22 protein-coding genes, 1 tRNA gene and 2 pseudogenes are annotated in these 20,621 nt (G+C 71.1%); 12 read left to right on the top strand and 13 right to left on the bottom strand.

Annotation, left to right across the window (positions count from 1 at the left end; all coding sequences use genetic code 11):
• Positions 1-70 precede the first annotated feature (70 nt).
• The 4 genes from ACZ411_RS11510 to ACZ411_RS11495 all read left to right on the top strand — a co-directional run bounded on the left by ACZ411_RS11510 (position 71) and on the right by ACZ411_RS11495 (position 2,781).
• Positions 71-1,087: a hypothetical protein gene (locus ACZ411_RS11510; RefSeq protein ID WP_464170732.1), complete on the top strand. Its 1,017-nt coding sequence runs from the start codon at positions 71-73 to the stop codon at positions 1,085-1,087.
• Between the two features lie 33 nt (positions 1,088-1,120).
• On the top strand, positions 1,121-1,921 hold the full coding sequence (locus ACZ411_RS11505) for a DNA-formamidopyrimidine glycosylase family protein (RefSeq protein ID WP_464170730.1): 801 nt from the start codon (positions 1,121-1,123) through the stop codon (positions 1,919-1,921).
• Positions 1,922-2,032: 111 nt separating this feature from the next.
• Entirely contained in the window at positions 2,033-2,371 is a 339-nt protein-coding gene (locus ACZ411_RS11500) for a hypothetical protein (protein WP_464170728.1), read from the top strand.
• The gene (locus ACZ411_RS11495; protein ID WP_464170726.1) at positions 2,368-2,781 is read left to right on the top strand and encodes a hypothetical protein; all 414 of its coding nucleotides are present in this window, start codon (positions 2,368-2,370) and stop codon (positions 2,779-2,781) included. The genes ACZ411_RS11500 and ACZ411_RS11495 overlap by 4 nt, the downstream gene beginning before the upstream one ends.
• A gap of 58 nt (positions 2,782-2,839) precedes the next feature.
• Here ACZ411_RS11495 and ACZ411_RS11490 read toward each other — a convergent pair whose 3' ends face one another.
• Together ACZ411_RS11490 and ACZ411_RS11485 are read right to left on the bottom strand one after the other, a co-directional pair.
• Complete coding sequence (locus ACZ411_RS11490) at positions 2,840-4,240, bottom strand: GntP family permease (RefSeq protein WP_464170724.1); 1,401 nt, start codon at positions 4,238-4,240, stop codon at positions 2,840-2,842.
• 126 nt (positions 4,241-4,366) lie between these two features.
• Positions 4,367-4,891: a gluconokinase gene (locus tag ACZ411_RS11485; protein ID WP_464170722.1), complete on the bottom strand. Its 525-nt coding sequence runs from the start codon at positions 4,889-4,891 to the stop codon at positions 4,367-4,369.
• Between the two features lie 163 nt (positions 4,892-5,054).
• Between ACZ411_RS11485 and ACZ411_RS11480 the strand changes: the two genes are divergently transcribed.
• Complete coding sequence (locus tag ACZ411_RS11480) at positions 5,055-5,768, top strand: FadR/GntR family transcriptional regulator (RefSeq protein ID WP_464170720.1); 714 nt, start codon at positions 5,055-5,057, stop codon at positions 5,766-5,768.
• 448 nt (positions 5,769-6,216) lie between these two features.
• Here the strand turns inward: ACZ411_RS11480 and ACZ411_RS11475 are convergent, their stop codons facing one another.
• From ACZ411_RS11475 to ACZ411_RS11465, 3 genes are all read right to left on the bottom strand, one after another.
• On the bottom strand, positions 6,217-7,302 hold the full coding sequence (locus tag ACZ411_RS11475) for a hypothetical protein (RefSeq protein WP_464170718.1): 1,086 nt from the start codon (positions 7,300-7,302) through the stop codon (positions 6,217-6,219).
• A 251-nt stretch (positions 7,303-7,553) separates the two neighbouring features.
• The gene (locus tag ACZ411_RS11470) at positions 7,554-8,696 is read right to left on the bottom strand and encodes an SIR2 family protein (protein WP_464170716.1); all 1,143 of its coding nucleotides are present in this window, start codon (positions 8,694-8,696) and stop codon (positions 7,554-7,556) included.
• A gap of 87 nt (positions 8,697-8,783) precedes the next feature.
• Positions 8,784-8,857 (bottom strand) — tRNA-Gly (locus tag ACZ411_RS11465).
• 81 nt (positions 8,858-8,938) lie between these two features.
• Between ACZ411_RS11465 and dcd the strand changes: the two are divergent.
• Positions 8,939-9,538: pseudogene (dcd, locus tag ACZ411_RS11460) on the top strand (dCTP deaminase); the annotation flags it as partial.
• Between the two features lie 272 nt (positions 9,539-9,810).
• Here dcd and ACZ411_RS11455 read toward each other — a convergent pair.
• The gene (locus tag ACZ411_RS11455) at positions 9,811-10,689 is read right to left on the bottom strand and encodes an AraC family transcriptional regulator (protein ID WP_464170714.1); all 879 of its coding nucleotides are present in this window, start codon (positions 10,687-10,689) and stop codon (positions 9,811-9,813) included.
• 87 nt (positions 10,690-10,776) lie between these two features.
• Here ACZ411_RS11455 and ACZ411_RS11450 point away from each other — a divergent pair, with 87 nt between their 5' ends.
• Together ACZ411_RS11450 and ACZ411_RS11445 are read left to right on the top strand one after the other, a co-directional pair.
• Positions 10,777-11,604, top strand: a complete 828-nt coding sequence (locus tag ACZ411_RS11450) for an MBL fold metallo-hydrolase (RefSeq protein ID WP_464170712.1) — start codon at positions 10,777-10,779, stop codon at positions 11,602-11,604.
• A gap of 228 nt (positions 11,605-11,832) precedes the next feature.
• Complete coding sequence (locus ACZ411_RS11445) at positions 11,833-12,003, top strand: nuclear transport factor 2 family protein (RefSeq protein ID WP_464170710.1); 171 nt, start codon at positions 11,833-11,835, stop codon at positions 12,001-12,003.
• A 51-nt stretch (positions 12,004-12,054) separates the two neighbouring features.
• On the opposite strand, the gene ACZ411_RS11440 is transcribed toward ACZ411_RS11445, so the two are convergent.
• On the bottom strand, positions 12,055-12,546 hold the full coding sequence (locus ACZ411_RS11440) for an Lrp/AsnC family transcriptional regulator (protein ID WP_464170708.1): 492 nt from the start codon (positions 12,544-12,546) through the stop codon (positions 12,055-12,057).
• A 165-nt stretch (positions 12,547-12,711) separates the two neighbouring features.
• Between ACZ411_RS11440 and ald the strand changes: the two are divergent.
• The 3 genes and pseudogenes from ald (at position 12,712) to ACZ411_RS11425 (ending at position 15,487) form a co-directional block, all read left to right on the top strand.
• Positions 12,712-13,828: pseudogene (ald, locus tag ACZ411_RS11435) on the top strand (alanine dehydrogenase).
• 100 nt (positions 13,829-13,928) lie between these two features.
• A complete protein-coding gene (locus ACZ411_RS11430; RefSeq protein ID WP_464170706.1) occupies positions 13,929-14,624 on the top strand; it encodes a DUF4190 domain-containing protein in 696 nt (231 codons plus the stop codon).
• 182 nt (positions 14,625-14,806) lie between these two features.
• A complete protein-coding gene (locus ACZ411_RS11425) occupies positions 14,807-15,487 on the top strand; it encodes a hypothetical protein (RefSeq protein WP_464170704.1) in 681 nt (226 codons plus the stop codon).
• 46 nt (positions 15,488-15,533) lie between these two features.
• Here ACZ411_RS11425 and ACZ411_RS11420 read toward each other — a convergent pair whose 3' ends face one another.
• From ACZ411_RS11420 to ACZ411_RS11395, 6 genes are all read right to left on the bottom strand, one after another.
• Positions 15,534-16,169 (bottom strand): isochorismatase family protein, encoded by a 636-nt coding sequence (locus ACZ411_RS11420; RefSeq protein WP_464170702.1) that lies wholly within the window; start codon positions 16,167-16,169, stop codon positions 15,534-15,536.
• Between the two features lie 261 nt (positions 16,170-16,430).
• Entirely contained in the window at positions 16,431-16,925 is a 495-nt protein-coding gene (locus tag ACZ411_RS11415) for a DIP1984 family protein (protein WP_464170700.1), read from the bottom strand.
• A complete protein-coding gene (locus ACZ411_RS11410) occupies positions 16,922-17,050 on the bottom strand; it encodes a hypothetical protein (RefSeq protein ID WP_464170698.1) in 129 nt (42 codons plus the stop codon). The genes ACZ411_RS11415 and ACZ411_RS11410 overlap by 4 nt, the downstream gene beginning before the upstream one ends.
• A gap of 310 nt (positions 17,051-17,360) precedes the next feature.
• A complete protein-coding gene (locus ACZ411_RS11405) occupies positions 17,361-17,771 on the bottom strand; it encodes a hypothetical protein (RefSeq protein WP_146081600.1) in 411 nt (136 codons plus the stop codon).
• 163 nt (positions 17,772-17,934) lie between these two features.
• A complete protein-coding gene (locus ACZ411_RS11400) occupies positions 17,935-18,420 on the bottom strand; it encodes a GNAT family N-acetyltransferase (protein ID WP_094117084.1) in 486 nt (161 codons plus the stop codon).
• A gap of 35 nt (positions 18,421-18,455) precedes the next feature.
• Complete coding sequence (locus tag ACZ411_RS11395) at positions 18,456-18,929, bottom strand: winged helix-turn-helix transcriptional regulator (RefSeq protein ID WP_094116779.1); 474 nt, start codon at positions 18,927-18,929, stop codon at positions 18,456-18,458.
• 65 nt (positions 18,930-18,994) lie between these two features.
• On the opposite strand from ACZ411_RS11395, the gene ACZ411_RS11390 reads away from it, so the two are divergent.
• Positions 18,995-20,569, top strand: coding sequence for a TetR family transcriptional regulator (locus ACZ411_RS11390; RefSeq protein WP_464170695.1), 1,575 nt, complete (start codon positions 18,995-18,997; stop codon positions 20,567-20,569).
• Positions 20,570-20,621 lie beyond the last annotated feature (52 nt).

Here is a 20,621-nt window from a genome sequence, read left to right as displayed (position 1 = left end):
GACTCCGGGCAGTCAGCATCCCCGTCGAGACAGGGGGCGGGCGGCGGCGTCGGCGCGCGCGATCGCGCTCGTGGTGCTGCTCGTCGCGCTGTTCGTCGGGATGGGGACCCTCTACGGGTACGGCCTGTACCGGGCGGCGACCGTCACCGGGCCCGACGCCGACGGGAGCGCGACCGCCGTGGCGGTCCTGCCGCAGGTCATCGCCGGGATGCTCGTGCTCGGGTTCACCCCGTCCCTCGGCCTGCTGGAGCTGCGCGGCGCGCGCGACGCCATCGGTCCCGACGGCACGCGACGGCGTCCGGTGCGCCTGTTCGTGTGGCTGGGGGTCACGGCGCTCGCCGTGGTCGTGCATGCCGTCGCCTCGCTCGTCGCCGGGGTCCCCGTCCTCGTGGCGACCGGGTTCGTGGCGGCCGCCGTCGGCACGGCGGCGACCAGCTGGATCCTCGTGCTCCGCGCCCAGGCCGCCGCGGTGGCACGTCGGGGCACGCCCCGGGACGACGGGCCCGCCCTCTCCATCGACCTCGACTGGGCGGAGGGCACGCCCCGCCGCAAGTGGCGCCTCGTTGGGCTGGTGTTCGCGATCGCCCTCGTCGTCACGGTCGCCGGCAGCCTCGTGCTCGACCGGTTCGAGCCGCAGGAGCCGCGCGAGATCGTCGCCTTCGTGCTCCAGTTCTCGCTGCTCGCGCCGGCGCTCACCTGCATCTTCGTGTCGATCGGGGCGCAGCTGTCGGGGTCCACCATCACCCAGGGCCTGTCGAAGGAGGACCGCGCGGCCGTCGTGCGCCGTGCCGCCGGCAAGCGCGAGGAGCTGGATCCGGAGCTCGAATGGCGGGCCGCCCGCCTCGCCGTCTACAGCCGCACCCTGCAGCCCTTCCAGCTCGGCCAGTCGGTGATGCTGGTCGTCGCGGTCTTCGTCCCCACGCTCCTGCGCGGCGACGTGTCCGGGTGGCTCGTCCCCGTCTGGATCATCGCCATCGCCTGCCTCGCGGTGGCCGTGAAGTGGGGGATCGTGCAGCACCGCCGCATGGGCCGGTACGCGGCGGAGGCGGGCCACCTCGCCCGCTCCCACGCGCCCGCCCCGGCCTGAGGGCCTGTCGGCGGCTGCGGCTAGCGTCGGATCATGCCCGAGGGTGACTCCGTCTTCCTCCTCGCGGCACGCCTCCGCGCGCAGGTGGGCGGCGCCCGCATCGCCGACGGGGAGCTGCGGTCCGGTGCGCGGGCGGGCGCCCGGCTCGGCGGGCGGCGCATCACCGCGTTCGACACCCACGGCAAGCACCTGCTCATGCGCCTCGACGACGCGACCACCCTCCACACGCACCTCCGCATGCAGGGCTCGTGGACGGTCACGGGCATCGGCAAGCGGGTGCCCGCGCGCATCCAGCACCAGGTGCGCGTGCGCCTCCGCCTCGACGACGGCCGCACCCTGTGGGGCATCGACCTGCCCGTGGTCGAGCTGATCCCCACCCGCGACGAGCGGACGGTCATCGGGCACCTGGGGCCGGATCCGCTGCGCGACGACTGGGATCCGGCGCTCGCCGTGTCGCGCCTCGCGGCCCAGCCCGCCGACACGATCCGCGCCGCCCTCCTCGACCAGCGCCCGATGGCGGGCCTCGGCAACCTGTGGGTCAACGAGGTCGGCTTCCTCCGCGGCGTGCATCCCGCCACGCGCGTCGCCGACGTCGACCTCCCGGCGCTCGTCGACCTCGCCGCCCGCTCGCTGCGGCACTCCGCGACGGTCCCGGGCGCGTACCAGATCACGACCGGCGACCCCCGCCGCGGCCGCAGGCACTGGGTGGTCGGCCGCGCGGGCCGGCCGTGCCTCCGCTGCGGCACGACGGTGATCGGCCTCGACGATCCCGGCAGCACGAGCGAGCGGGCCCGCCGCGCGTGGTGGTGCCCGAGGTGCCAGCCGGAGCCGTGACCCCAGGTGTCGGCCGGCGGCGTGACCCCGGGTCCGGCCAGCGCGGCGACCCGCGATGCGGGGGCGCGCCGCACCTGCCCCGTGGCGGAGGCGGCGTGACACGATGCGGGGATGGATCACGAGGCCGACGCCGCCCGCGACGAGCTCCGCGAGCTGCGCCGCCGGGTCTACGGCCCGCATCCTGACCTGGCGCACGACCCCGAGGCGCACGCGCGCCTGGCCGTGCTCGGCTCCGCACCGGCGGTCGACCGCGGGGCGGTGCCCGAGATCGAGCCGACGCCGCCCGCTCATCCGAGCCCCATCCGGCCCCCGATCCCGCCCGCGAAGCGCCCGTCGACCCGGCGCGCGACCCGGAGGACGCCGCGCCCCCGGCCGGGTCCCGCGCCCCCCGGAGGCGACGCCTCTCCCCGCGCGCGTTCCGCGCCGTCGCGGCCGCGTCGCTGGCCGTGACGATCGTCATCACGGCGGGCGCGACCCTGTTGCTCACGCGAGAGAGGGTGGACACCGTCGCGCTCATCTCCTTCGCCGACGAGGCCGAGGGGTCGGACGGCACGTTTGACAACGCGTCCGACGGCGCGATCCAGAGGGTCGAGTTCCTCGGCCTGACCGTCTCGCGGATGCCCCGGGATCCCACCGCGCAGGAGCTCAGCGACGACTGCATCTCCGTGCTGCCGATCGACGTGGATCCCTCCGCCGTCGTGGGCGTCTACGGCTGCGGCGCCGGCTCCGTGCCGGCCACCGTCCCCATGAACGTGACGCCCGACCTGCCCTCGCTGCTCCGCGAGGCCTTCCCCACGGGCACCACGCTCCTCTTCGCGCTCGAGGGCGATGCAGTACGGATCAGCAGGGTCGGCGGCTGAACGCAGAGGCCCGCCCCGCGCAGCGCGGGACGGGCCTCGGGTCGTCGGTGGAGCGTCGCTACACCAGCGACGCCACCCCGAACACGGCCGCGGCGATGCCGAAGCCCATGACGCCGATGGTGGTCTCCATCACGGTCCAGGTCTTCAGCGTCGTCTTGACGTCCATGTCGAAGAAGCGGCCGACGAGCCAGAAGCCGGAGTCGTTCACGTGGCTGGCGACCACGGATCCGCCGGCGACGGCCACGACGAGCGCCGCGACCTGGAAGGCGTTGTAGTCGCCCGCGAGGATCGCCGGGGAGATGAGGCCCGCGGCCGTGGTGAGCGCGACGGTGGCGGATCCCTGCGCGATGCGGAGGATCGCGGCGATGAGGAAGCCCGCGAGGATGATCGGGATGCCGAGGTCGCCGAGCACGTCGGCGAGGGCGCCGCCGATGCCGCTGGTGCGGAGGACCCCGCCGAACATGCCGCCCGCGCCGGTGATGAGGATGACGGAGCAGACCGGGCCGAGCGCCGACTCGAGGGTCTTCTCGAGGGCGGTCTTGTCGATCCCGCGGCGGCGGCCGAGCACGAACGCGGCGACCAGCAGGGAGATGAGGAGCGCGACGGGCGTCTCGCCGATGGTGCGGAGCACCTGGTACCAGGCCTGGTCGCTGGTGCCCTCGGGGAGGATCCCGCCGGTGGAGGCGGCGTTGAGGCCCGTGTTCATGAAGATGAGGAGCAGCGGCAGCAGCAGCACGGCGACGACGGTGCCGAAGCGGGGCGGGTTCGACTCGGCGTTCGCGTCGGCCTCGCCGAGGATGGAGGGGACCGGCAGCACGAACCTCTTGCCCGCCCACAGCCCGTAGAGGTACGCGGTGACGTACCAGGTGGGGATCGCGGCGATGAGGCCGACGATGATCACGATGCCGACGTTCGCGCCGAAGAACTCGCTGGCGGCGACGGGGCCGGGGTGCGGCGGCACGAAGATGTGCATGACCGAGAAGGCGCCCGCGGCGGGGAGGCCGTAGCGGAGCACGCCGCCACCGAGGCGACGGGCCACCGAGAACACGATGGGCAGCATCACGACGAGGCCGGCGTCGAAGAAGATCGGGAATCCGAAGATGAGCGACGCGACGCCGAGCGCGAAGGGCGCCCGCTTCTCGCCGAACGCGCGGATGAGGGTGTCGGCCAGCGCCTTCGCCCCGCCGCTGGTCTCCACCAGGCGGCCGAGCATCGCGCCGAGCCCCACGAGCAGCGCGACGGTGCCGAGCGTGGAGCCGAAGCTGCCGACGAGCACGGTCACGATCTGCGAGGTGGGGATGCCGGCGGCGAACGCCGTGAGGAGGCTCACGAGGATCAGGGCCACGAACGCGTGGACGCGCAGCGTGATGATGAGGATCAGCAGCACGGCGATGGCGCCGGCCGCGATCAGGAGGAGCGGACCCGCGGTGAGGGTCTGCGTCCAGTCTTCGATGGTCATGTTCTCTCCGTTGACGAACGTGCGGTGTGCGGTGGTGGTGCCGTGCGGCACGCGGGGTGGTGGTGCGGGGGAGCGCCGGGGACCGGGCCGGGGACGGCGCCGCGGCGGCGCGAGGGGCGGGCCGGTCTAGCGGGCGTCGCCGTCGAGGCCGAGCTCGCGCGTGATGCGGGCCGTGACCTCGTCGGGCGTGCCGACGTTCTCGAGGGCGAGGCCGGGCTCGTCGTCCTGGAGGGGCTCGAGCGTGCTGATCTGCGTGGGCAGCAGCGAGGCGGGCATGAAGTGGCCGCTGCGGCTCTTCATGCGCTCGCGGATGAGGTCGGGGTCGCCGGAGAGGTGCACGAAGGAGACGTCGCCGTCGGCCTTGCGGAGGAGGTCCCGGTAGGAGCGCTTGAGGGCGGAGCAGGTGACGACGGTGCTGCGGCCCGCGGCGGCCTCGCCGGTCATCCAATCGCGCATGGCGCCGAGCCACGGCCAGCGGTCGTCGTCGGTCAGCGGCGTGCCGGCCGTCATCTTCGCGATGTTGGCGGCGGGGTGGAACTCGTCCGCCTCGGCGAAGGTCCAGCCGAGCGCCTCGGTGAGGTGGGTGGCGATCGTGGTCTTGCCGGATCCGGAGATCCCCATCACCACGATGTGGCGCGGACGTGCGGCCATGCTGACTCCCTTGTCGGTCGGTGCGCGTGGCGAACAGCCGCCGCGCCGAGAAAGGTAACACCTTTGCAGGGCCGGGCGGAAGGCGCGCGCGGCGGGCGGCGCCGGCCGACCTATGCTCGTCGAGACGGTCGGACGGACGGCCGGCGCTCACCCGGAGAGGACCATGACGACGCGGTCAGCTCCCACCCCGGCATCGCCGCCCGACCCGGCTCCCGTGTCCGGTCCGGCGGCGACGTCCGCGGCTCCAACGACCTCGGCGGCTCCGGCGGCGGCGGTCATCCCCACGCGGATCATCGACGCGATCGGCCGCGACATCGTCGACGGCGCGCTCGCCGAGGGCAGCCGCCTCACGATCGAGGACCTGCAACAGCGCTTCGGCGTCTCCCGCACGGTGGTCCGCGACTGCGTGCGCGTGCTCGAGGCGATGGCCCTCATCGTGCCGAAGCGCCGCGTGGGCCTCGTGGTGCAGGGCCCGGACCGCTGGAACGTCTACGACCCCCGCATCATCCGCTGGCGCCTCACCGGCCCCGGCCGTGCGGACCAGTTCCGCTCCTTGACGCAGCTGCGCCGCGCGGTGGAGCCGGTCGCCGCGGCGCTCGCCGCCTCTCATGCGACCCCCGCCCAGCGCACACGCATCGCCGAGCTCGCGGTGGATCTCCGCCGCCTCGGTGAGGCGGGCGAGCTGGTCGAGTTCCTCGCAGCCGACATCGAGTTCCACCACCTGATCCTCGAGGCCAGCGGCAACGACATGTTCTGCGCGCTCCGCGAGGTGATCACGGAGGTCCTCAGCGGGCGGACGCATCAGGGGCTGATGCCGCGGACGCCGCGTCCGCATGCGCTCGACACGCACGCAGCAGGCGGCCTTCGCGATCCGTGACGGTGACGCGGCAACGGCGGAGGCGCGTATGGCGTCACTGCTGGCGGAGGTAAGCAGCGCGATCCGCTAGGCCGGGCAGAGCGGTTCGTCTATGCCTTCGAGAAGATGCACATCCAGCGTGCGGCGACAGCACTATTTTAAGCACGATCGATAGTAGGCCTAACGGGCAATGCCTACGCCCGCTTTTGTGAGCTTGGTTGTTCCACCAGTCACTCATTGGGTCGCAGCCGTTGATATAGAATGAGCCCGCCCTCACAAGGGCCCATGGTGAATTTGCTGCAACCGGCCGCGGATCGCCCATAAAAGCTAGTCAAGTCGAATTAAAGGCACTTGCGCTAGTTGCAGACCGGGCGCTGATATGAGTCAATTACAAATCAAAATATAAGCCCGAACACCGGTCCGCACGACCCGTAATCGAACACCAAGACACAAAAATTGTCGAGTGATACTACCCGAGCGGCCAAATCAGCTCATACTCCTTTAGCGCTTCAATTCGTATGCGATCGAGACGCAGTTGCGAAGCGGGCTCCAGTTCTAATATTGCTGTAAACCAAGTACTCCACAGGAGGCGCAACTGTTCATTAAGCGCCGGATCTCGGTCGGAAATTGCACGAACTAGTCGGAGGAGGTAAGTGAAAAACGTTTCGATGGGGTACTCCGCGCGCGACCCTTCCATTCGCCTCGCTGCCGCTAGATTCTCCTCAGCCTTTTCAAAAACCGTGGTGGGCCACGTTCCGAACTTCGTGGCGTCGTTTACGGCTCTGAGCATGAGGACTTTTCCCGTCGTGGTGAGTGACAAGGCGTCACGTTTCCGCAGTACAGCTTGTTCTGCCCAACTAAAGGCCTGCTCGTACTCTTGGGCGTCTGCGGCGGCCAGTGCTCTCTGATCCCAGTACCGAGCGTTCCAGTCGTAGGCCTCCTGAAGCTCCTCATAGACTCCGAGGATGACATTGTGATCCGCACCAAAGAGTTCCCCGAATCTCGTTCCCATAAGTCCACGCGCAATCCGGTAATGGAGAGTCGCAGCCCGGATGGCTTGAGGTGAAACATATGGCGCCACCGCGAGTGCTAATTGCACCACGGCGCTCTTGCGGGCGTCTATAGAAAGCTGCTGGATAAGAATTTCGCCGAAAATGCGGTGTCGCGTGGTGATGCCTGAACTGCGCGCCTCCAGTAGGTCGGCAAGATCGCCGTTAACTAGCGCCTGCGCTTCGACGGACGTTAAATCGGCGCTGGTCTTGGTCAACTCATATGGGAGCGGATACCCCAAACGGCTCGTCAGCGAAACTGACGCCATCAAGGCTCGCTGTGTGCGTGACGACGTACCCGCTAACTCGTCTGCCACCCGCTGGTGGTATCCGCGTCCGTCCTCTAGGGCGGCCATCGCGGAGAACAATTTGCGTTCGTGTCGCTGGAAATAGGCATAGCGATCCGACGTGCGCATATTTGTAAGTACACCCATACGCCTTTTCGCTTCCAGCGTCTCGACTAGGTTCTTTATTTCCTGGTCGCTGAGGACTGTGGGAACGTTCATCTCGGTCACTGGTTCTGTAACAAGTGCATCCCTTATATGCTTGGTACGACGGGACCTTTCGACAAGAACTACTTGCGTCACGATTTGGCGTTCTCGCGCCTTTTGTAGTAGAGATTGAACATCTCGGGCGAAATCTGCAGCGTTGTCGATAAGAAGAACGGCTTTTGGCTCCTGAACAAGCCAGTAGAGGGCGGCCTCGACGTCGAGAGCTTGATCTCCGACAAATAGCCAAGGCCTGTACGATGCCTCAATTAGTTCAAGGGCAATTCGTAGAAGGGCACTAGATTTCCCGCTAAGGCGTCGCCAAGAACGACAAACGCTCTGGCTTCCTGTGCAACATGGGACGCTTTGATTGCATCGACCCCCTTTTTCACGACGGGGCGTTGGCTTAAGTAGTCGTGAGTCGCATCAAACCAATTCGGTTCGTGTCCCAGGAAAAGGTGGTGACCTTTGGGGCGACGCGTTTCTGGGGTGAGCTTGAGTCTTTTCCACTGATCCAAAAAGCGTAAGCTCTCGTTTGGCGTGGCTTCGGTGATACCCAACTCGTCATCTGTGAGCTTGGCCAGATGTTCGGGCAAGGCTGCTCGCACTGCGCTCATAAACTCGGAGCCCGTCGCTTTTATGGATATTAGGCCATAACGCTCGTATTCCTGTGCTTGAAACGCATCGATATTTTTCAAAACAATTAATGACGGAAACTCTGCATTTGATAGCTTACCCTCATCGAAGATGTCCTGTAAATCAATTTCTTCGTCAATCGACGCGCCAATCACAACAAACGGTTTTGCTGGGTAATCGTCCCCAAAAATCTTGAGCCAGCGATGGTGTGTGTTGAGCGAGTTCGTGTAGCCCGATATGTCGAAGATTAGTTCCCCGGCTTTTTGTGCCCTGTGCGCTTTCCCGTGCAGATGCACTAGAAGTAATTCGTCTTTGCGCCTGTCGGCTTGGTAGTGGGCATCGGTCCAAGAAATGGAGTGCAGGAGTTGTCGCCGGCCAGCGCCTAGCTGATTAGCCGCAGCTTCTACAGTGTCATCAATATTAAGAGTCCAAATAGTACTCCACCGTACCCTGAGCATGTCTAGTAGCCATGGAGCGGGCGTTGTTTGCGTGAAGCGGTTTTTCATGTACTGCGGCATCGACATTCCATCGCTGCTGACTTTGTCGGCGGCTAGCGCGTAAACGCGTTTTAAGGACTTATCTGCCGAGTCGGGAATATCAAATTTACGCGCAATCTCGTTGCGTAAAGCCGAACCCACGGGCATCTCAACGCCGTGCTGGTCATGCGAACCGGCGCTAGCGCCAGCGCCTAAGAGCAAGTTGTAATGGCCGAGGGCGATGCCGCGCATCAGTTGGCTAAATCGGTCATCGCCAAGTTCTGCCTTAAGGTCAACCATGACTCATCCTCCCACATCGAAGTGCTTGTCATCAGCTGTGGCAGGAGACTGTCCCTCTATGCACGGCGGCATATTGAAGGCTTCGGATGGAGCGAGTGACGGGAATCGAACCCGCGCTATCAGCTTGGGAAGCTGAAGTTCTACCATTGAACTACACTCGCGCGACCGGCCTGGAGCCGGGTCGAGACCACAGCCTAGCAAGACTCCGGCCGGGCGCCACCCAGCGCCGGTAGGCTCCTGCCGTGCTCCTCTCCGACCGTGACATCACCGCCGAGCTCGACGCCGGACGAGTGGCCCTCGACCCCTACGACCCCGGGATGTTGCAGCCCGCGAGCATCGACGTGCGCATCGACCGGTTCTTCCGGCTGTTCGACAACCACAAGTACCCCTACATCGACCCCGCCGAGGACCAGCCCGAGCTGACCCGCCTCATCGAGGCGAAGCCGGGGGAGCCGTTCATCCTGCACCCGGGCGAGTTCGTCCTCGGATCCACGTTCGAGCTGGTCACCCTGCCCGACGACGTCGCCGCGCGCCTCGAGGGCAAGAGCTCGCTCGGCCGCCTCGGCCTGCTCACGCACTCCACCGCTGGCTTCATCGACCCCGGGTTCTCCGGCCACGTCACCCTGGAGCTGTCGAACGTCGCGACGCTGCCCATCAAGCTCTGGCCCGGGATGAAGATCGGCCAGCTCTGCTTCTTCCGCCTGTCGTCGCCCGCCGAGAAGCCCTACGGATCCGGCGAGTACGCCTCCCGCTACCAGGGCCAGCGCGGCCCCACGGCCTCCCGCTCGTACCTCAACTTCGTACACACCGACGTGACGGTGACCGACGCGGGGCAGCCGGGGAGTAGCCCTTCGGCTGCGTCCGTCCGCGTTCAGCGTGAACGGACCTCGTGGGCAGCGGCGGCCACCACCTGCACGGCGTCCGCCGGTGCGCGACCGATCAGCATCGGTCTATGGCCACTCGTGTCCGCGAGGAAGCCGTGCCGCATGGGCGTGTAGATCGACAGGAGCATCGCGGGGTGGAATGCCTGGAGCCCGGCGTCCTCATAGGACGTGCGTCGGCCGGCGAGGTCGAGAAGGGCGAGCGGTGCGCCCACGCCCGACCCACCACTCGCTCACCTCCCGCCGAACGCCGCCGTCACCCGGAACCCGCCCGGCGTCTCGCCTGCGCGCAGGCGGAAGAACGTACTGAAGTTCGACGCGTCGTCGAAGCCCAGCTCGGCGGCGATGTCCGCCACCGGCTGCTGCGTGTGCACGAGGAGGCGCCGCGCCTCCAGCACGATCCGGTCGTCGATGACCGCCTTCGGCGTGGTGCCGTGCTCGGCGGCCGCGCGCACCAGCGTCTTGGTCGACCAGCCCAGGCGGCGGGCGTAGTCGGCGACCAGGCGCTCGGAGCGGAAGCGCGCATCCACCTCGGCCTGGAACGACGCGAAGACGCGGTGGCGATCCGTGCTCGGGCCGCCGGCGCTCGCGTGCTGCGCGCGATCCGCAGCATCGGGCGCTGCCGCAGCCAGGCGGAGGAGCACGGCGGACAGCGCCGCCTCGCGCGCCAATGACCGAGCGGTCGGATCCCGGATCCCCGCGTCGTCCGCGTGCAGCGCCCGCCACGCGTCCGCGGCCCCCGACTCCCGCAGCTGATCCGCGGTCCAGGCGGGGACGCTGCCCGCCGAGCCGGAGTACCCCGCAGCGGTGACCGCCCGCTGCACCTCGGGCGGGATGACGTGCGCGGGGAACATCGCTACCCGGCCCTCGAGGGTCGAGATGTCGCCCCAGCGGTGCACCTGCCCGGCCCGCACCCAGAGCGCGTGGCCGATGCCGAGCTCATGCGGCACGAAGTCGACCACGTGCACGGTGCTCCCGCGCTCGAGCAGGTAGACCATGTCGAAGCCGAGTCGCTGCGTGCTGGCGAACTCCCGGCGCCCGCCCCGGCGGATGATCTCGCGGAGGCCCGTCAGCTCGATCGCCGGCCCGGGCCCGGGCAGTGAGAACCGCACGCGCTTGATCGCCGTCTGTCCCATATCCACCATGATGGCAGCCATGACGACCGTGACGGCGACTCCCGTGGGCGGCAACATCGGTGCATGACCACCACGCAGGCGACTCCCGCCAGTCTCGACTACACCATCCTCGACTCGGGCTCCTCCGCCCTCGAGAAGACCCTCACCCTCGTCACCGGCAGCACGGAGGCCGTGCTCGTCGACGCCGGCTTCACCCGCTCCGCCGGCCACCGCGCCGTGGCGGCCGTGCTCGACTCCGGCAAGGAGCTCACGACCGTCTTCATCGGTGCCGGCGACCCCGACTTCTACTTCGGCGCCGAGGTGATCCAGGACGCGTTCCCGGAGGCCCGCTTCGTCGCCCCCGCCGCCGTGATCGAGCACATCGACCACAGCTACGAGGGCAAGCTGCAGGCCTGGGCGCACCTGGGCGCGAACCTCCCCACCCGCAAGGTCGAGCTCACGCCCTTCGACGACGACCGCATCGCCATCGACGACGCCGTGCTCGAGGTGCGCCACGCGGAGGTCGACCCGGCCGACCGCGGCTGGTACCTCTTCGACCCGGCCAGCCGCACCATCCTCGGCGGGATCCTCGTCTTCGGCGGCCTGCACGTCTGGACGGCCGACACCGCGGCTCCCGAGCAGCGCGCGGCCTGGTCGGCGGCCCTCGACGGGCTCGAGGCCCTTGACCCCACGCTCGTCGTGGCCGGCCACCGCGATCCGGCGTTCCCCGCCGACGTGCGCGCGATCCGCCACACCCGCGAGTACCTGACGGCCTTCGACGCGGCGATCGCCGCCAGCGGCACCGCGGAGGAGGCCGAGCAGAGCCTCCAGGCCCGGTACCCGGACGCCGGCCTCGGCGTGGCCGCTCACCTCGGCACCCGGGTCGCGAAGGGGGAGATGTCATGGGGCTGACCCCGACCGACGACTCGCCGCGCGCCGTCGTCCGCCGGCAGTACCTCGCCTCCGCCGCGGGCGACCTCGAGGCCCTGCGCGCCACCCTCGCGCCCGACGTGGAGTGGACCGAGATGGCCGGCTTCCCCCTGGCCGGCACCTACCGCACCCCCACGGGCGTCACCTCCGCGGTGATGGAGGAGCTCGGCGCCGAGTGGGTCGGGCCGGGTCGCCCGCGACGACACCTACGTGGTCGAGGGCGAGGACGTGGTGGTGCTCGCGCGCTACACGGCCACGCACGGCACCACGGGCAAGGCGCTCGACGCCCGGGTCGCGCACCACTTCGTCGTGCGCGGCGGCCTCATCGTGCGCTTCGAGCAGTTCGTCGACACGGCGCTCGTGCGCGACGCCGCATCCTGACGGAGGTCCGCCCCGCCGACGGGTCGCGCTGATCCGGCGGCAGGCGGGAGGCTACGGCCCCTCCCCGACCGCCGGCCCCGAGTAGTGGTGGTCGAACACCACGCTCGTGCGGGTCGACGCCACGGCCGGGTGCGCCGAGAGATGGTCGAGCACGAAGTCGCGGAGGTGGTCGCTGTCGCGGACGGCGATGTGGACGATGAAGTCCTCCGATCCGCCGAGGAAGAAGAGCTGCACCACGTCGGCGAGCTCGCGCATCTCGGACGCGAACGCGGCCATCTCGTGGCGGGCGCCTGCGCGGATCGCGATGCTGATGAGCGCCTGCAGGCCCACGCCCACCGCGTCGGCGTCGATCGTGGCGGTGAAGCCGGTGATCACGCCGCGCTCCACGAGGCCGCGCACGCGGGTCACGCACGTCGACGGCGCGATGCCCGCCTGCTCGGCGAGGCGGCTGTTCGGGGTGCGGGCATCCGCTCGGAGGAGGGCGACGAGCCTGCGGTCGATCTCGTCCAGCGGCTCGGGGGCCCGCAGTTCCTTCGTCGGCATGGGTCGTCCGTCCTCTCGGGGTGAAGGATCGCGCAGGACGAGCGGCCTTCGTCGCAGATCCTACGGATTGCGCCCACCCGGGGCGCACGATGGCCATATTGGGACTCGCCCTCCCGCATCGCCGCCGCCGGTCGCACCCTCGCGGGGAGACGAGACGGAGCGCGCATGAAGGTCGGGATCCCCACCGAGGTCAAGAACAACGAGAACCGGGTCGCTGCCACGCCCGCCGGCGTGCACGAGCTGGTGCGCCGCGGCCACGAGGTGCTCGTGCAGGCGGGCGCGGGGCTCGGATCCAGCATCACCGACGCCGACTACGTCGAGGCCGGCGCGACCATCGTCGCCACGGCCGACGAGGTGTGGGGCGCCGCCGACCTCCTGCTCAAGGTCAAGGAGCCCATCGCCGAGGAGTACCCGCGCATGCGCGCCGGCCAGACCCTCTTCACCTACCTGCACCTCGCGGCGTCGCGCCCCTGCACGGACGCGCTCGTCGCGTCCGGCACCACGGCCATCGCGTACGAGACGGTGCAGCTCCCCAACCGCCAGCTCCCGCTACTCCAGCCGATGAGCGAGGTCGCCGGCCGGCTCTCGACCCAGGTCGGCGCGTACCACCTGATGCGCGGGGCCGGCGGGCGCGGGATCCTCCTCGGCGGCGTGCCCGGCACCCCGAAGGCGCGCGTCGTCGTGATCGGCGGCGGCGTCGCGGGCGAGCACGCGGCGGCGAACGCGCTCGGCATGGGCGCCGACGTGACCGTCATCGACCTCTCCATCCCGCGCCTCCGCGAGCTCGAGGTGCGGTTCGGCGGGCAGGTGCAGACGCGCGTGTCCTCCGCGTACGAGATCGCGGCGCAGCTGGCCGACGCCGACCTCGTCATCGGGTCGGTGCTGATCCCCGGCGCCCAGGCCCCGAAGCTCGTCACCGACGCGATGGTCGCCACCATGAAGAAGGGGTCCGTGCTCGTCGACATCGCGATCGACCAGGGCGGCTGCTTCGAGGGACCGCCCCACCACCCACGACGACCCCACGTTCGCCGTGCACGACAGCGTCTACTACTGCGTCGCGAACATGCCGGGCGCGGTGCCGGAGACCTCGACGCGTGCGCTCACCAACGCGACGCTGCCGTACGTCATCGCGCTGGCCGAGAAGGGCTGGAAGCGGGCCCTCGCGGAGGATCCGGCACTCGCGCTCGGCCTCAACGTGCACGACGGCCACGTGACCGAGCCGCACGTCGCCGCGGCGCTCGGCCTGCCGCTGACGCCGGTCGCGGAGGTGCTCGCGGGCTGAGGCGCTCGCGGGTCAGGGCGCGGTGGCGCGGGGCCACGGTGTCGCGGGATCGTGACCCCGTGGTGGCCGGATCCGGCCCGAACCCTGGCAGGGTCGAGGCATGACCTTCAGCGACGCGCCCGAACCCGACGCCTCCGCTCCCCGCGAGCGGAAGTCGTTCAACGGCGTAGGACTCGCCGCCCTCATCGTGGGCGTGCTGTCGCTCATCGGCGCGGTCATCCCGATCCTCAACTACGTGTCGGGGTTCCTCGCGGCCGTCGGCATCGTGCTCGGGATCATCGGGCTGGTGCTCCGCGACCGGCCCAAGGGCATGGCACTCGGCGGGCTCGTCGTGAGCATCGTCGCGCTGATCCTCTCGATCGTCCTCGCCATCGTCTACACGGCCGGCATCGTCACGGCGATCACGGGCGCGGTGCAGGAGTCCGAGGCGCGGTCGTCCGCGGAGGCCGCGGACGACGTGCGCGTCACCTACGAGGTGACCGGCACGGGCGGCACCGTCACGGCGGGCGTCCTCTGGAGCACGTCCGTCGGCGGATCCGCGGGCACCGAGCAGGCGTCCGACCAGCGGCTCCCGTTCACCCGCGAGGTCGTCGTGCCCGACACGACCGCCTTCGACATGGCGATGTTCTCGGTCAGCGCGGTCGCGAGCATCGACCCGGCGGTCTCCGCGGAGGGCGACATCACCTGCCGGATCCTCGTCGGCGACTACATCGTCACCGAGCAGCGGGCGGAGGGCGACGGCGCCACGGTCAGCTGCAGCGCCCCGGCCGAGGACCTGCGGGACGCCGCCGAGTGACGGAGCCGGGTCCGGACGGGCCCGCCGCACGACCGCAGGAGCCCACATCGCACGGGCCGGCCGCCCCCGACGCGCGACCGACGCCGTACGGGCCAGCCGGCACGCCACCGGAGCCCACCCCGTCCGGGCCGGCCGCCCCGCCGCCCGATCCGGAGGCCCCGCCCTCCTCGACGCCTGCCCGCGTGCGCGGACGGAACGAGGCCGCGGGCACTGCCGTCGTGCTCGCGGTCCTCGCGCTCCTCGGCGCGCTCGTGCCGGTGCTCGACCTCGTCACCGGGCTCCTGGCCGTGGTGGGTGCGGCGTTCGGGATCCTCGCGCTCACCCGGAAGCGGCTACGCAACTCCCGCCGCCTCGCGATCACGGGCCTGGCGCTCAACGTCGTCGCGCTGACGGCGTGGGTGATCGCCATCACGACCCTGGTCGGGCTGGTGCTCGACACGTACCCGCCGACGACGCCGCCGGAGGGCGCCGCGAGCCCGGATCCGAATGCGCCCGCGACCCCCGAGATCGTGTACGCCGTCACCCTCACCGTCGAGCTGACCGGCACCGTGCCGCAGGTGCGTGCGATCTGGCTGGGCGGCCTCAACGACGGGTACCGCGACGTCGCGGCGGAGGCGCTGCCCCTCACCCAGGAGCACGACGTCCACCTCACCGACGCGGCCTTCTCCGCCGGCGACTACTTCAGCGTCACCGCCATCCTCGGTGGGGCGGACGGCACCGTCACCTGCCGGGTGCGCGCGGGGGACCGGATCCTGGCCGAGGACACGGCATCGGGACGCGACGAGGCGGCGTCGTGCCAGGTGACGGCGTTCGACATGCGCGACTACCGGCGGGGGCGCGGAGTGATCGCGCTCGCGGAGTGATGCCGCCCGCGGAGTGATCGCGCCGGTGGTGCAGCCGGCCCCGGGATCAGCCCGCGGAGCGCGCCGCACCCGCGACGGCCGAGCTGCCCAGGTCGTCCTTCGGGAGGGGCTCGCCCGCGGTGACCGCGGCGATCCACGCGTCGGTCGTCGCGACGGCCGCGAAGTTGGAGTGCAGCAGCGTCATGAGCGTGCCGTGCACGGTCGCCGCGTCGGCGGATCCGGCGGCGTTGGCGAGCGCGATGGCGCCCGTCCCGTCGGAGAGCACCTCGGCCGCGACATCGAGCCCCTCCGCCTCCACCGACGACGCGAGGATGCAGTTGTTGGTCATGTAGCCGACCAGCGTGATCGTGTCGAGCCCCTCGGCCCGCAGCCACTCGGCGAGGTCGGTGCCGGCGAAGACCGAGCCCTTCGACTTCACGAGGCCCTTCCAGGCATCCGTCCGGCGCGACTCGATCTCCGGGTGCAGGCGGTAGGCGTCGCTCGTCGGGTCGAACACGGGCGCACCCTCGCCGGCGGTGTGCTGGACCACGACGACGGGGATGCCCGCCTCCGTCGCCGCGTCGATGGCGCGGCCGATGGTGCGCACCGAGTCGTCGCGGTCGGGGTGGCGGACCTCGAGCGGCCCGGCGAAGTACTCCTGCTGGACGTCGACGAGGACGAGGGCGCGGCGGGGTGCGGTCATGGGGATCTCCTGGGCTGGACGGGCGCGCGTCGTTCCATGCGTCCCTCGATCATCGCGCGTGGGGGCGAGGTCCCCGAACCCTCCCTCGTCGTCCGACCGGCACGTGGTGGTGAGCTGTACCCGTGCACCGTTCCCGGTGCGAGGTGCGGGGCTGACGTGTGCTCGGCTCTCGCCGGGTGCGCTGCCCTCCGCGCCACAGGGGATCAGATTGCCCGCTGATCCTCCGGGGTGTGCCCGCTCCGGACGACTACCGACTCGCCCCTACGCCTCCGTCCCGCCGACCAGCTCCACCTCCCAGTTGGCGCGCTGGATCCGTGCGTCGAGCTCCCGGAGCTCCCGCGCCGTCTCATCGGCCCGGTCGCGCACCTCGCGGATCGGCAGCGCCGCGATCTGCCGCAGCTCGCTCCGCATCTGTCGGGGCGCGTACGAGCCGCCGCCCGCGCCACCGCGGCCGGAGGCGGCGTCGGCCGCGTCCACGAGGATCCCGTGCCGCGTCCGCAGCGCGTCCCGCTGGGCGAGCGCGGCGGTGAGCGGCGTGCCGTCGTGGAGTCTCGCGGCCGTGTTGGTGAGGTTGATCCGCGTCACGAGCCCCGCGAGCCGCTCGACCGTCGCGACCGCCTCCTCGAGCAGCGCCGCCGCGTCCTCCGCGGGATCCTCGCCCTCCTGGTACCGGGCGCTCGCCTGCACGCGGCTCCGCAGCGACTCGATGCGCCTCTGCAGGTCGGACCGTTCCATCAGCGCCTCGGCGAGTCTCATGCCACCACCGTGCCACAGGTCCCGAAGGCGGGAAGCGAGCGGCGCGCGACCGCGGCGCCGTGCAGAGCCTGTCCGCCCGGCACGCCGTGATCGCGGTCGACGGATCCGCGGTCCACCTCGAACACGACGACGTGCTCGCCTCCGCGGGCACGGCCTCGGGCCTCGACGCCTGCCTGCACGTGGTGCGGACGCGGCCCGGCGCGGAGGCCGCCGACCGCGTCGCGCGCGGCCTGGTCGTGGCGCCGCACCGTGCGGGGGGGGGGGGCAGGCGCAGTGCGTCGAGCGACCGGGCGCGGTCGACGCCGCTTCGACGCACGCGGGTGATGTCGCCGGGGCGCGGGCGGTGGTGCGGGGCCTCTGTCGCGGCATGCGGAAGGCCCCCGCTCGACGATCCCGGAGGATCGCAGGGCGAGGGCCGTCAGCGTCGCGAGGCTCCTACTTGCGCAGGACGTATGCGCGGTTGTTCGAGATCGCCCACGTCTGTCCCGGCTTCCCGAGCAGCCCCGGGTAGTCGTAGATCTCGGAGAAGTAATCGCACGACTCCTTCGCGGAGAGACGCACGTTGCGGGTGAACTCTGGAAGCTCGATCCGGTTCCACCCCGGCGTCACCTTCGTGCATTTCACGTAGTAGCCCTCCTTGCTGCTGACCACGAAGCCCTGCGCGCGGGAGTTCTTGAGGACGAAGACGTCGATGCCGTGCCAGTAGCCCTCGTGGAACGTGCTCTCAGGCTCGGCGTTCGCGGGCGCGGCGATGGCGAGGGACGCCAGGGTGAGGGCAGCGGCTCCCAGGGCGATGGCGGCGCGGCGGCGCCGGCCTCGGGCTGCGGGGCGTGCGGGTCGGATCATGACGGCCTCTCGGTACATGGGTTTCGGGGGGGGGGCGTGCACTTGTCGCTCGTGCGACGACACGTGAACCTACGGCCGCCGCCGGATCCCCGGTGCGGAGCCTCCACACTCGCGGGCCGCCACTCCGGTCGGCGTGGCGGGGGTCAGAGGGCGGGTGGCGTGCTCAGACCGCCGGCGACCGCCGCTCCATGAGCAGGGTGTCGCGCCAGATCCCGGCGCGCGGCCCGGCCTCCGCGGCCGCGATGCGCTCGCGCCGCCCCACCACCCGGAACCCGAAGCGCTCGTGCAGGGCGATGCTGGCGCCGTTCTCCGGGAAGACGACGCCCTGCAGGGTCCAGATGCCCGCGCGCTCGGTCGAGGCGATGAGCTCCTGGAGGAGCGCCTTCCCGACCCCGCGCCCGCGGGCTGCCGCATCGACGTAGATCGAGTGCTCGACGACCCCGGCGTAGACGGCGCGGGACGACACCGCGGAGACGGCGGCCCAGCCGAGCACGGCGTCGTCCGCATCGACCGCGACCAGTCGGTGGTCCGGCAGGCGGTGCGCGTCGAAGCGCTCCCACGTCGGCGGCGCCGACTCGAACGTGGCGTCGCCGGCTTCGATGCCGTGCAGGTGGATGCGCGAGACGCGCTCCCAGTCGTCCGGGCGCATGGCGCGGACGGCGGGCGCCGGCTGCGGTGCGGCGCTCACCGGGCGGCCGTGCGGGCGGCGGATCGCGGGGATGCGGAGGGCCGGGAGGGCGCGGCGGCGGCCGGCACCTCGCACGTGGGTCGGGATCCGCCGCGGCCGGGGACGAGCACGGGGACCGGCAGGTCGTCGTCGCCCGTCCGCTCCTCCACCTGACGCGGCACCGTGCTCGCCCAGGCGTTCATCGCATCCAGGACGGGTCGGAGGCTGAGGCCCACGTCGGTGAGCTCGTAGACCACGCGCGGCGGGATCTCGGCATACGCCGTCCGCGTGACCAGGCCGTGCTCCTCGAAGCGCCGCAGCCGATCGGACAGCGTGTGGGCGCTGATGCCGGGCAGCGCGCCGCGCAGCTCGGTGAATCGCAGGGGGCCGCCGAGCAGCTCGCGGACGATCAGCGTCGCCCACGGTCCGTCGATCAGGCCGAGGAACCGCGCCACGCCGCACTCGGGCCACACATCCGGGGAGAACGCCATGGATCCGAGGATAGGCCTCTCGGTGCATTTGACGTAACCGGTGCATCGCATGCATCAATGGGCGCATGACCTTCCTCATTCACGGCGCCACCGGCGCCCAGGGCGCTCCCGTGCTGGCCGCCCTCCTCCCTGTCATCCCCGACGTCCGCGCCGCCGTGCGGGACGCCGCCGCCGCCTACCGCGGCGGCGGCGTCCCCGTGTCCGTCGACCTGTCCTCCGTCGACTCGCTGGCCGCCGCCTACGCGGGCGTCGATGGCGTCTTCGTGCACCTGCCCATCGGATCCCCGGCGCAGCAGGCCGAGCACGCCGCGGCGATCGTCGCGGCCGTCCACCGCGCCCGGCCCGCGCGCGTGGTCGTGTCGACCAGCGGCGGACGCATCGACGTCCCGGAGGCCGCGGGATCCCCGCTCGACGTCCTCGTGCGGGGCATCCGCGACGCCGGCGTCCCGCTCGCCGTGGTGGAGCCGCGGCTCTACCTCGAGAACCTGCTCCTGCCGGTCGTCGTCGGGCCCGTGCGGACGGAGGGAGTGCTGCGCTACCCGATCCGCGACGACTACGCGGTCTCCTGGAGCTCGCACCTGGACGTCGCCGACGTGGTGGCGCGGCTCCTGCGGGATCCGTCCGTCACCGGCACGGTCGGCGTCGGCGCGCTGCCCGCGCTCACCGGTCGGGACCTGGCCGCGGCCTTCGCCGAGCACCTCGGGCGCGACGTGCGCTTCGCGGCGCGGACGCCCGACGAGTTCGGCGCGGACATCATCCCGCTGTTCGGCGAGGAGGGCGCGCGGCCGGTCATCGAGTCGTACCGCTGGCGCGCGACGCAGGCGTCGGAGGCCATCGACGCGCCGACCAGCGCGCAGGCGCGGCTGGGACTCACGCCGCGGACCCCGGGGGAGTGGCTCGCGCGACATCGGGGTCTGACGCCGGACAGCGGCCGTCCCGACCGTCCGGACCGGGACCCCGACCCGAGCCGGGTCCGGGTCCCGACGGTCGGCCAGCCGGCCGCTACGCTTCCCGGCATGGCCACGTCCGCGTCCCCCGAGCGCGCCGCCGGCCGTCCCGTCGCGATCGACGCCGCCGAGCTCGCGCGCGTCGCCATCGCCCTGTTCGCGGAGCGGGGCTACGACGCGGTCAGCATGGCCGACGTCGCGGAGGCCGCGGGGGTCGGACGGCGCAGCCTCTTCCGCTACTTCCCGTCGAAGGCCGACCTCGTGTGGGGCGGCGCCGAGGCGGTCGTCGAGGTGCTCGACCGGCTGCTCGCCGCGGGCACGGGCGGCCGACCCCTCGGCGCCGCCTACGCCGACGCGTTCGTCCGCGCCCTCGAGGCCTCGGGCATCGACCTCGGCATGACCCGCGTGCGCCTCCGGATCATCGACGCGCACCCCGAGCTCCGCGGCCTCGCGTCGCCGCGCCTGGGCGCCGGGTCGCACGTGCTCGCGGGCTTCGTCGCATCCGGGCGCCCCGAGCTGCGCGGGACGGTCGAGGCTGCGGTGCTCGCCGACGCCCTCGGCGCGTCCACCTACGCGGCGCTCCGGTGGTGGGCGACGAGCTCGGACGACCCGCGCCCGGACGCCGCCATCCGCCGCGCCGTGGACGCCCTCGCGCTGGCGGGCGGATCCGACGGCACGCGCGCCGACCGCTAGTCCCGGGCCCCATCCGCCCGCGCCCGGCGTCGGCGCGCCCGCGGCCGGTCAG

The sequence above is a fragment of the Clavibacter sp. AC415 genome (assembly GCF_979252985.1).
Note: the sequence above shows the minus strand (reverse complement) of the source record. Positions and strands in the feature narration are given on the sequence as shown.

Excerpts from the sequence above, each read along its gene's own strand:
- ACZ411_RS11505 (WP_464170730.1), top strand. The coding sequence starts at position 1,121 with ATGCCCGAGGGTGACTCCGTCTTCCTCCTCGCGGCACGCCTCCGCGCG.
- ACZ411_RS11500 (WP_464170728.1), top strand. The coding sequence starts at position 2,033 with ATGGATCACGAGGCCGACGCCGCCCGCGACGAGCTCCGCGAGCTGCGC.
- ACZ411_RS11490 (WP_464170724.1), bottom strand. The coding sequence starts at position 4,240 with ATGACCATCGAAGACTGGACGCAGACCCTCACCGCGGGTCCGCTCCTC.
- ACZ411_RS11485 (WP_464170722.1), bottom strand. The coding sequence starts at position 4,891 with ATGGCCGCACGTCCGCGCCACATCGTGGTGATGGGGATCTCCGGATCC.
- ACZ411_RS11480 (WP_464170720.1), top strand. The coding sequence starts at position 5,055 with ATGACGACGCGGTCAGCTCCCACCCCGGCATCGCCGCCCGACCCGGCT.
- ACZ411_RS11475 (WP_464170718.1), bottom strand. The coding sequence starts at position 7,302 with ATGAACGTTCCCACAGTCCTCAGCGACCAGGAAATAAAGAACCTAGTC.
- ACZ411_RS11470 (WP_464170716.1), bottom strand. The coding sequence starts at position 8,696 with ATGGTTGACCTTAAGGCAGAACTTGGCGATGACCGATTTAGCCAACTG.
- ACZ411_RS11450 (WP_464170712.1), top strand. The coding sequence starts at position 10,777 with ATGACCACCACGCAGGCGACTCCCGCCAGTCTCGACTACACCATCCTC.
- ACZ411_RS11440 (WP_464170708.1), bottom strand. The coding sequence starts at position 12,546 with ATGCCGACGAAGGAACTGCGGGCCCCCGAGCCGCTGGACGAGATCGAC.
- ACZ411_RS11430 (WP_464170706.1), top strand. The coding sequence starts at position 13,929 with ATGACCTTCAGCGACGCGCCCGAACCCGACGCCTCCGCTCCCCGCGAG.
- ACZ411_RS11420 (WP_464170702.1), bottom strand. The coding sequence starts at position 16,169 with ATGACCGCACCCCGCCGCGCCCTCGTCCTCGTCGACGTCCAGCAGGAG.
- ACZ411_RS11415 (WP_464170700.1), bottom strand. The coding sequence starts at position 16,925 with ATGAGACTCGCCGAGGCGCTGATGGAACGGTCCGACCTGCAGAGGCGC.
- ACZ411_RS11405 (WP_146081600.1), bottom strand. The coding sequence starts at position 17,771 with ATGATCCGACCCGCACGCCCCGCAGCCCGAGGCCGGCGCCGCCGCGCC.
- ACZ411_RS11400 (WP_094117084.1), bottom strand. The coding sequence starts at position 18,420 with ATGCGCCCGGACGACTGGGAGCGCGTCTCGCGCATCCACCTGCACGGC.
- ACZ411_RS11395 (WP_094116779.1), bottom strand. The coding sequence starts at position 18,929 with ATGGCGTTCTCCCCGGATGTGTGGCCCGAGTGCGGCGTGGCGCGGTTC.
- ACZ411_RS11390 (WP_464170695.1), top strand. The coding sequence starts at position 18,995 with ATGACCTTCCTCATTCACGGCGCCACCGGCGCCCAGGGCGCTCCCGTG.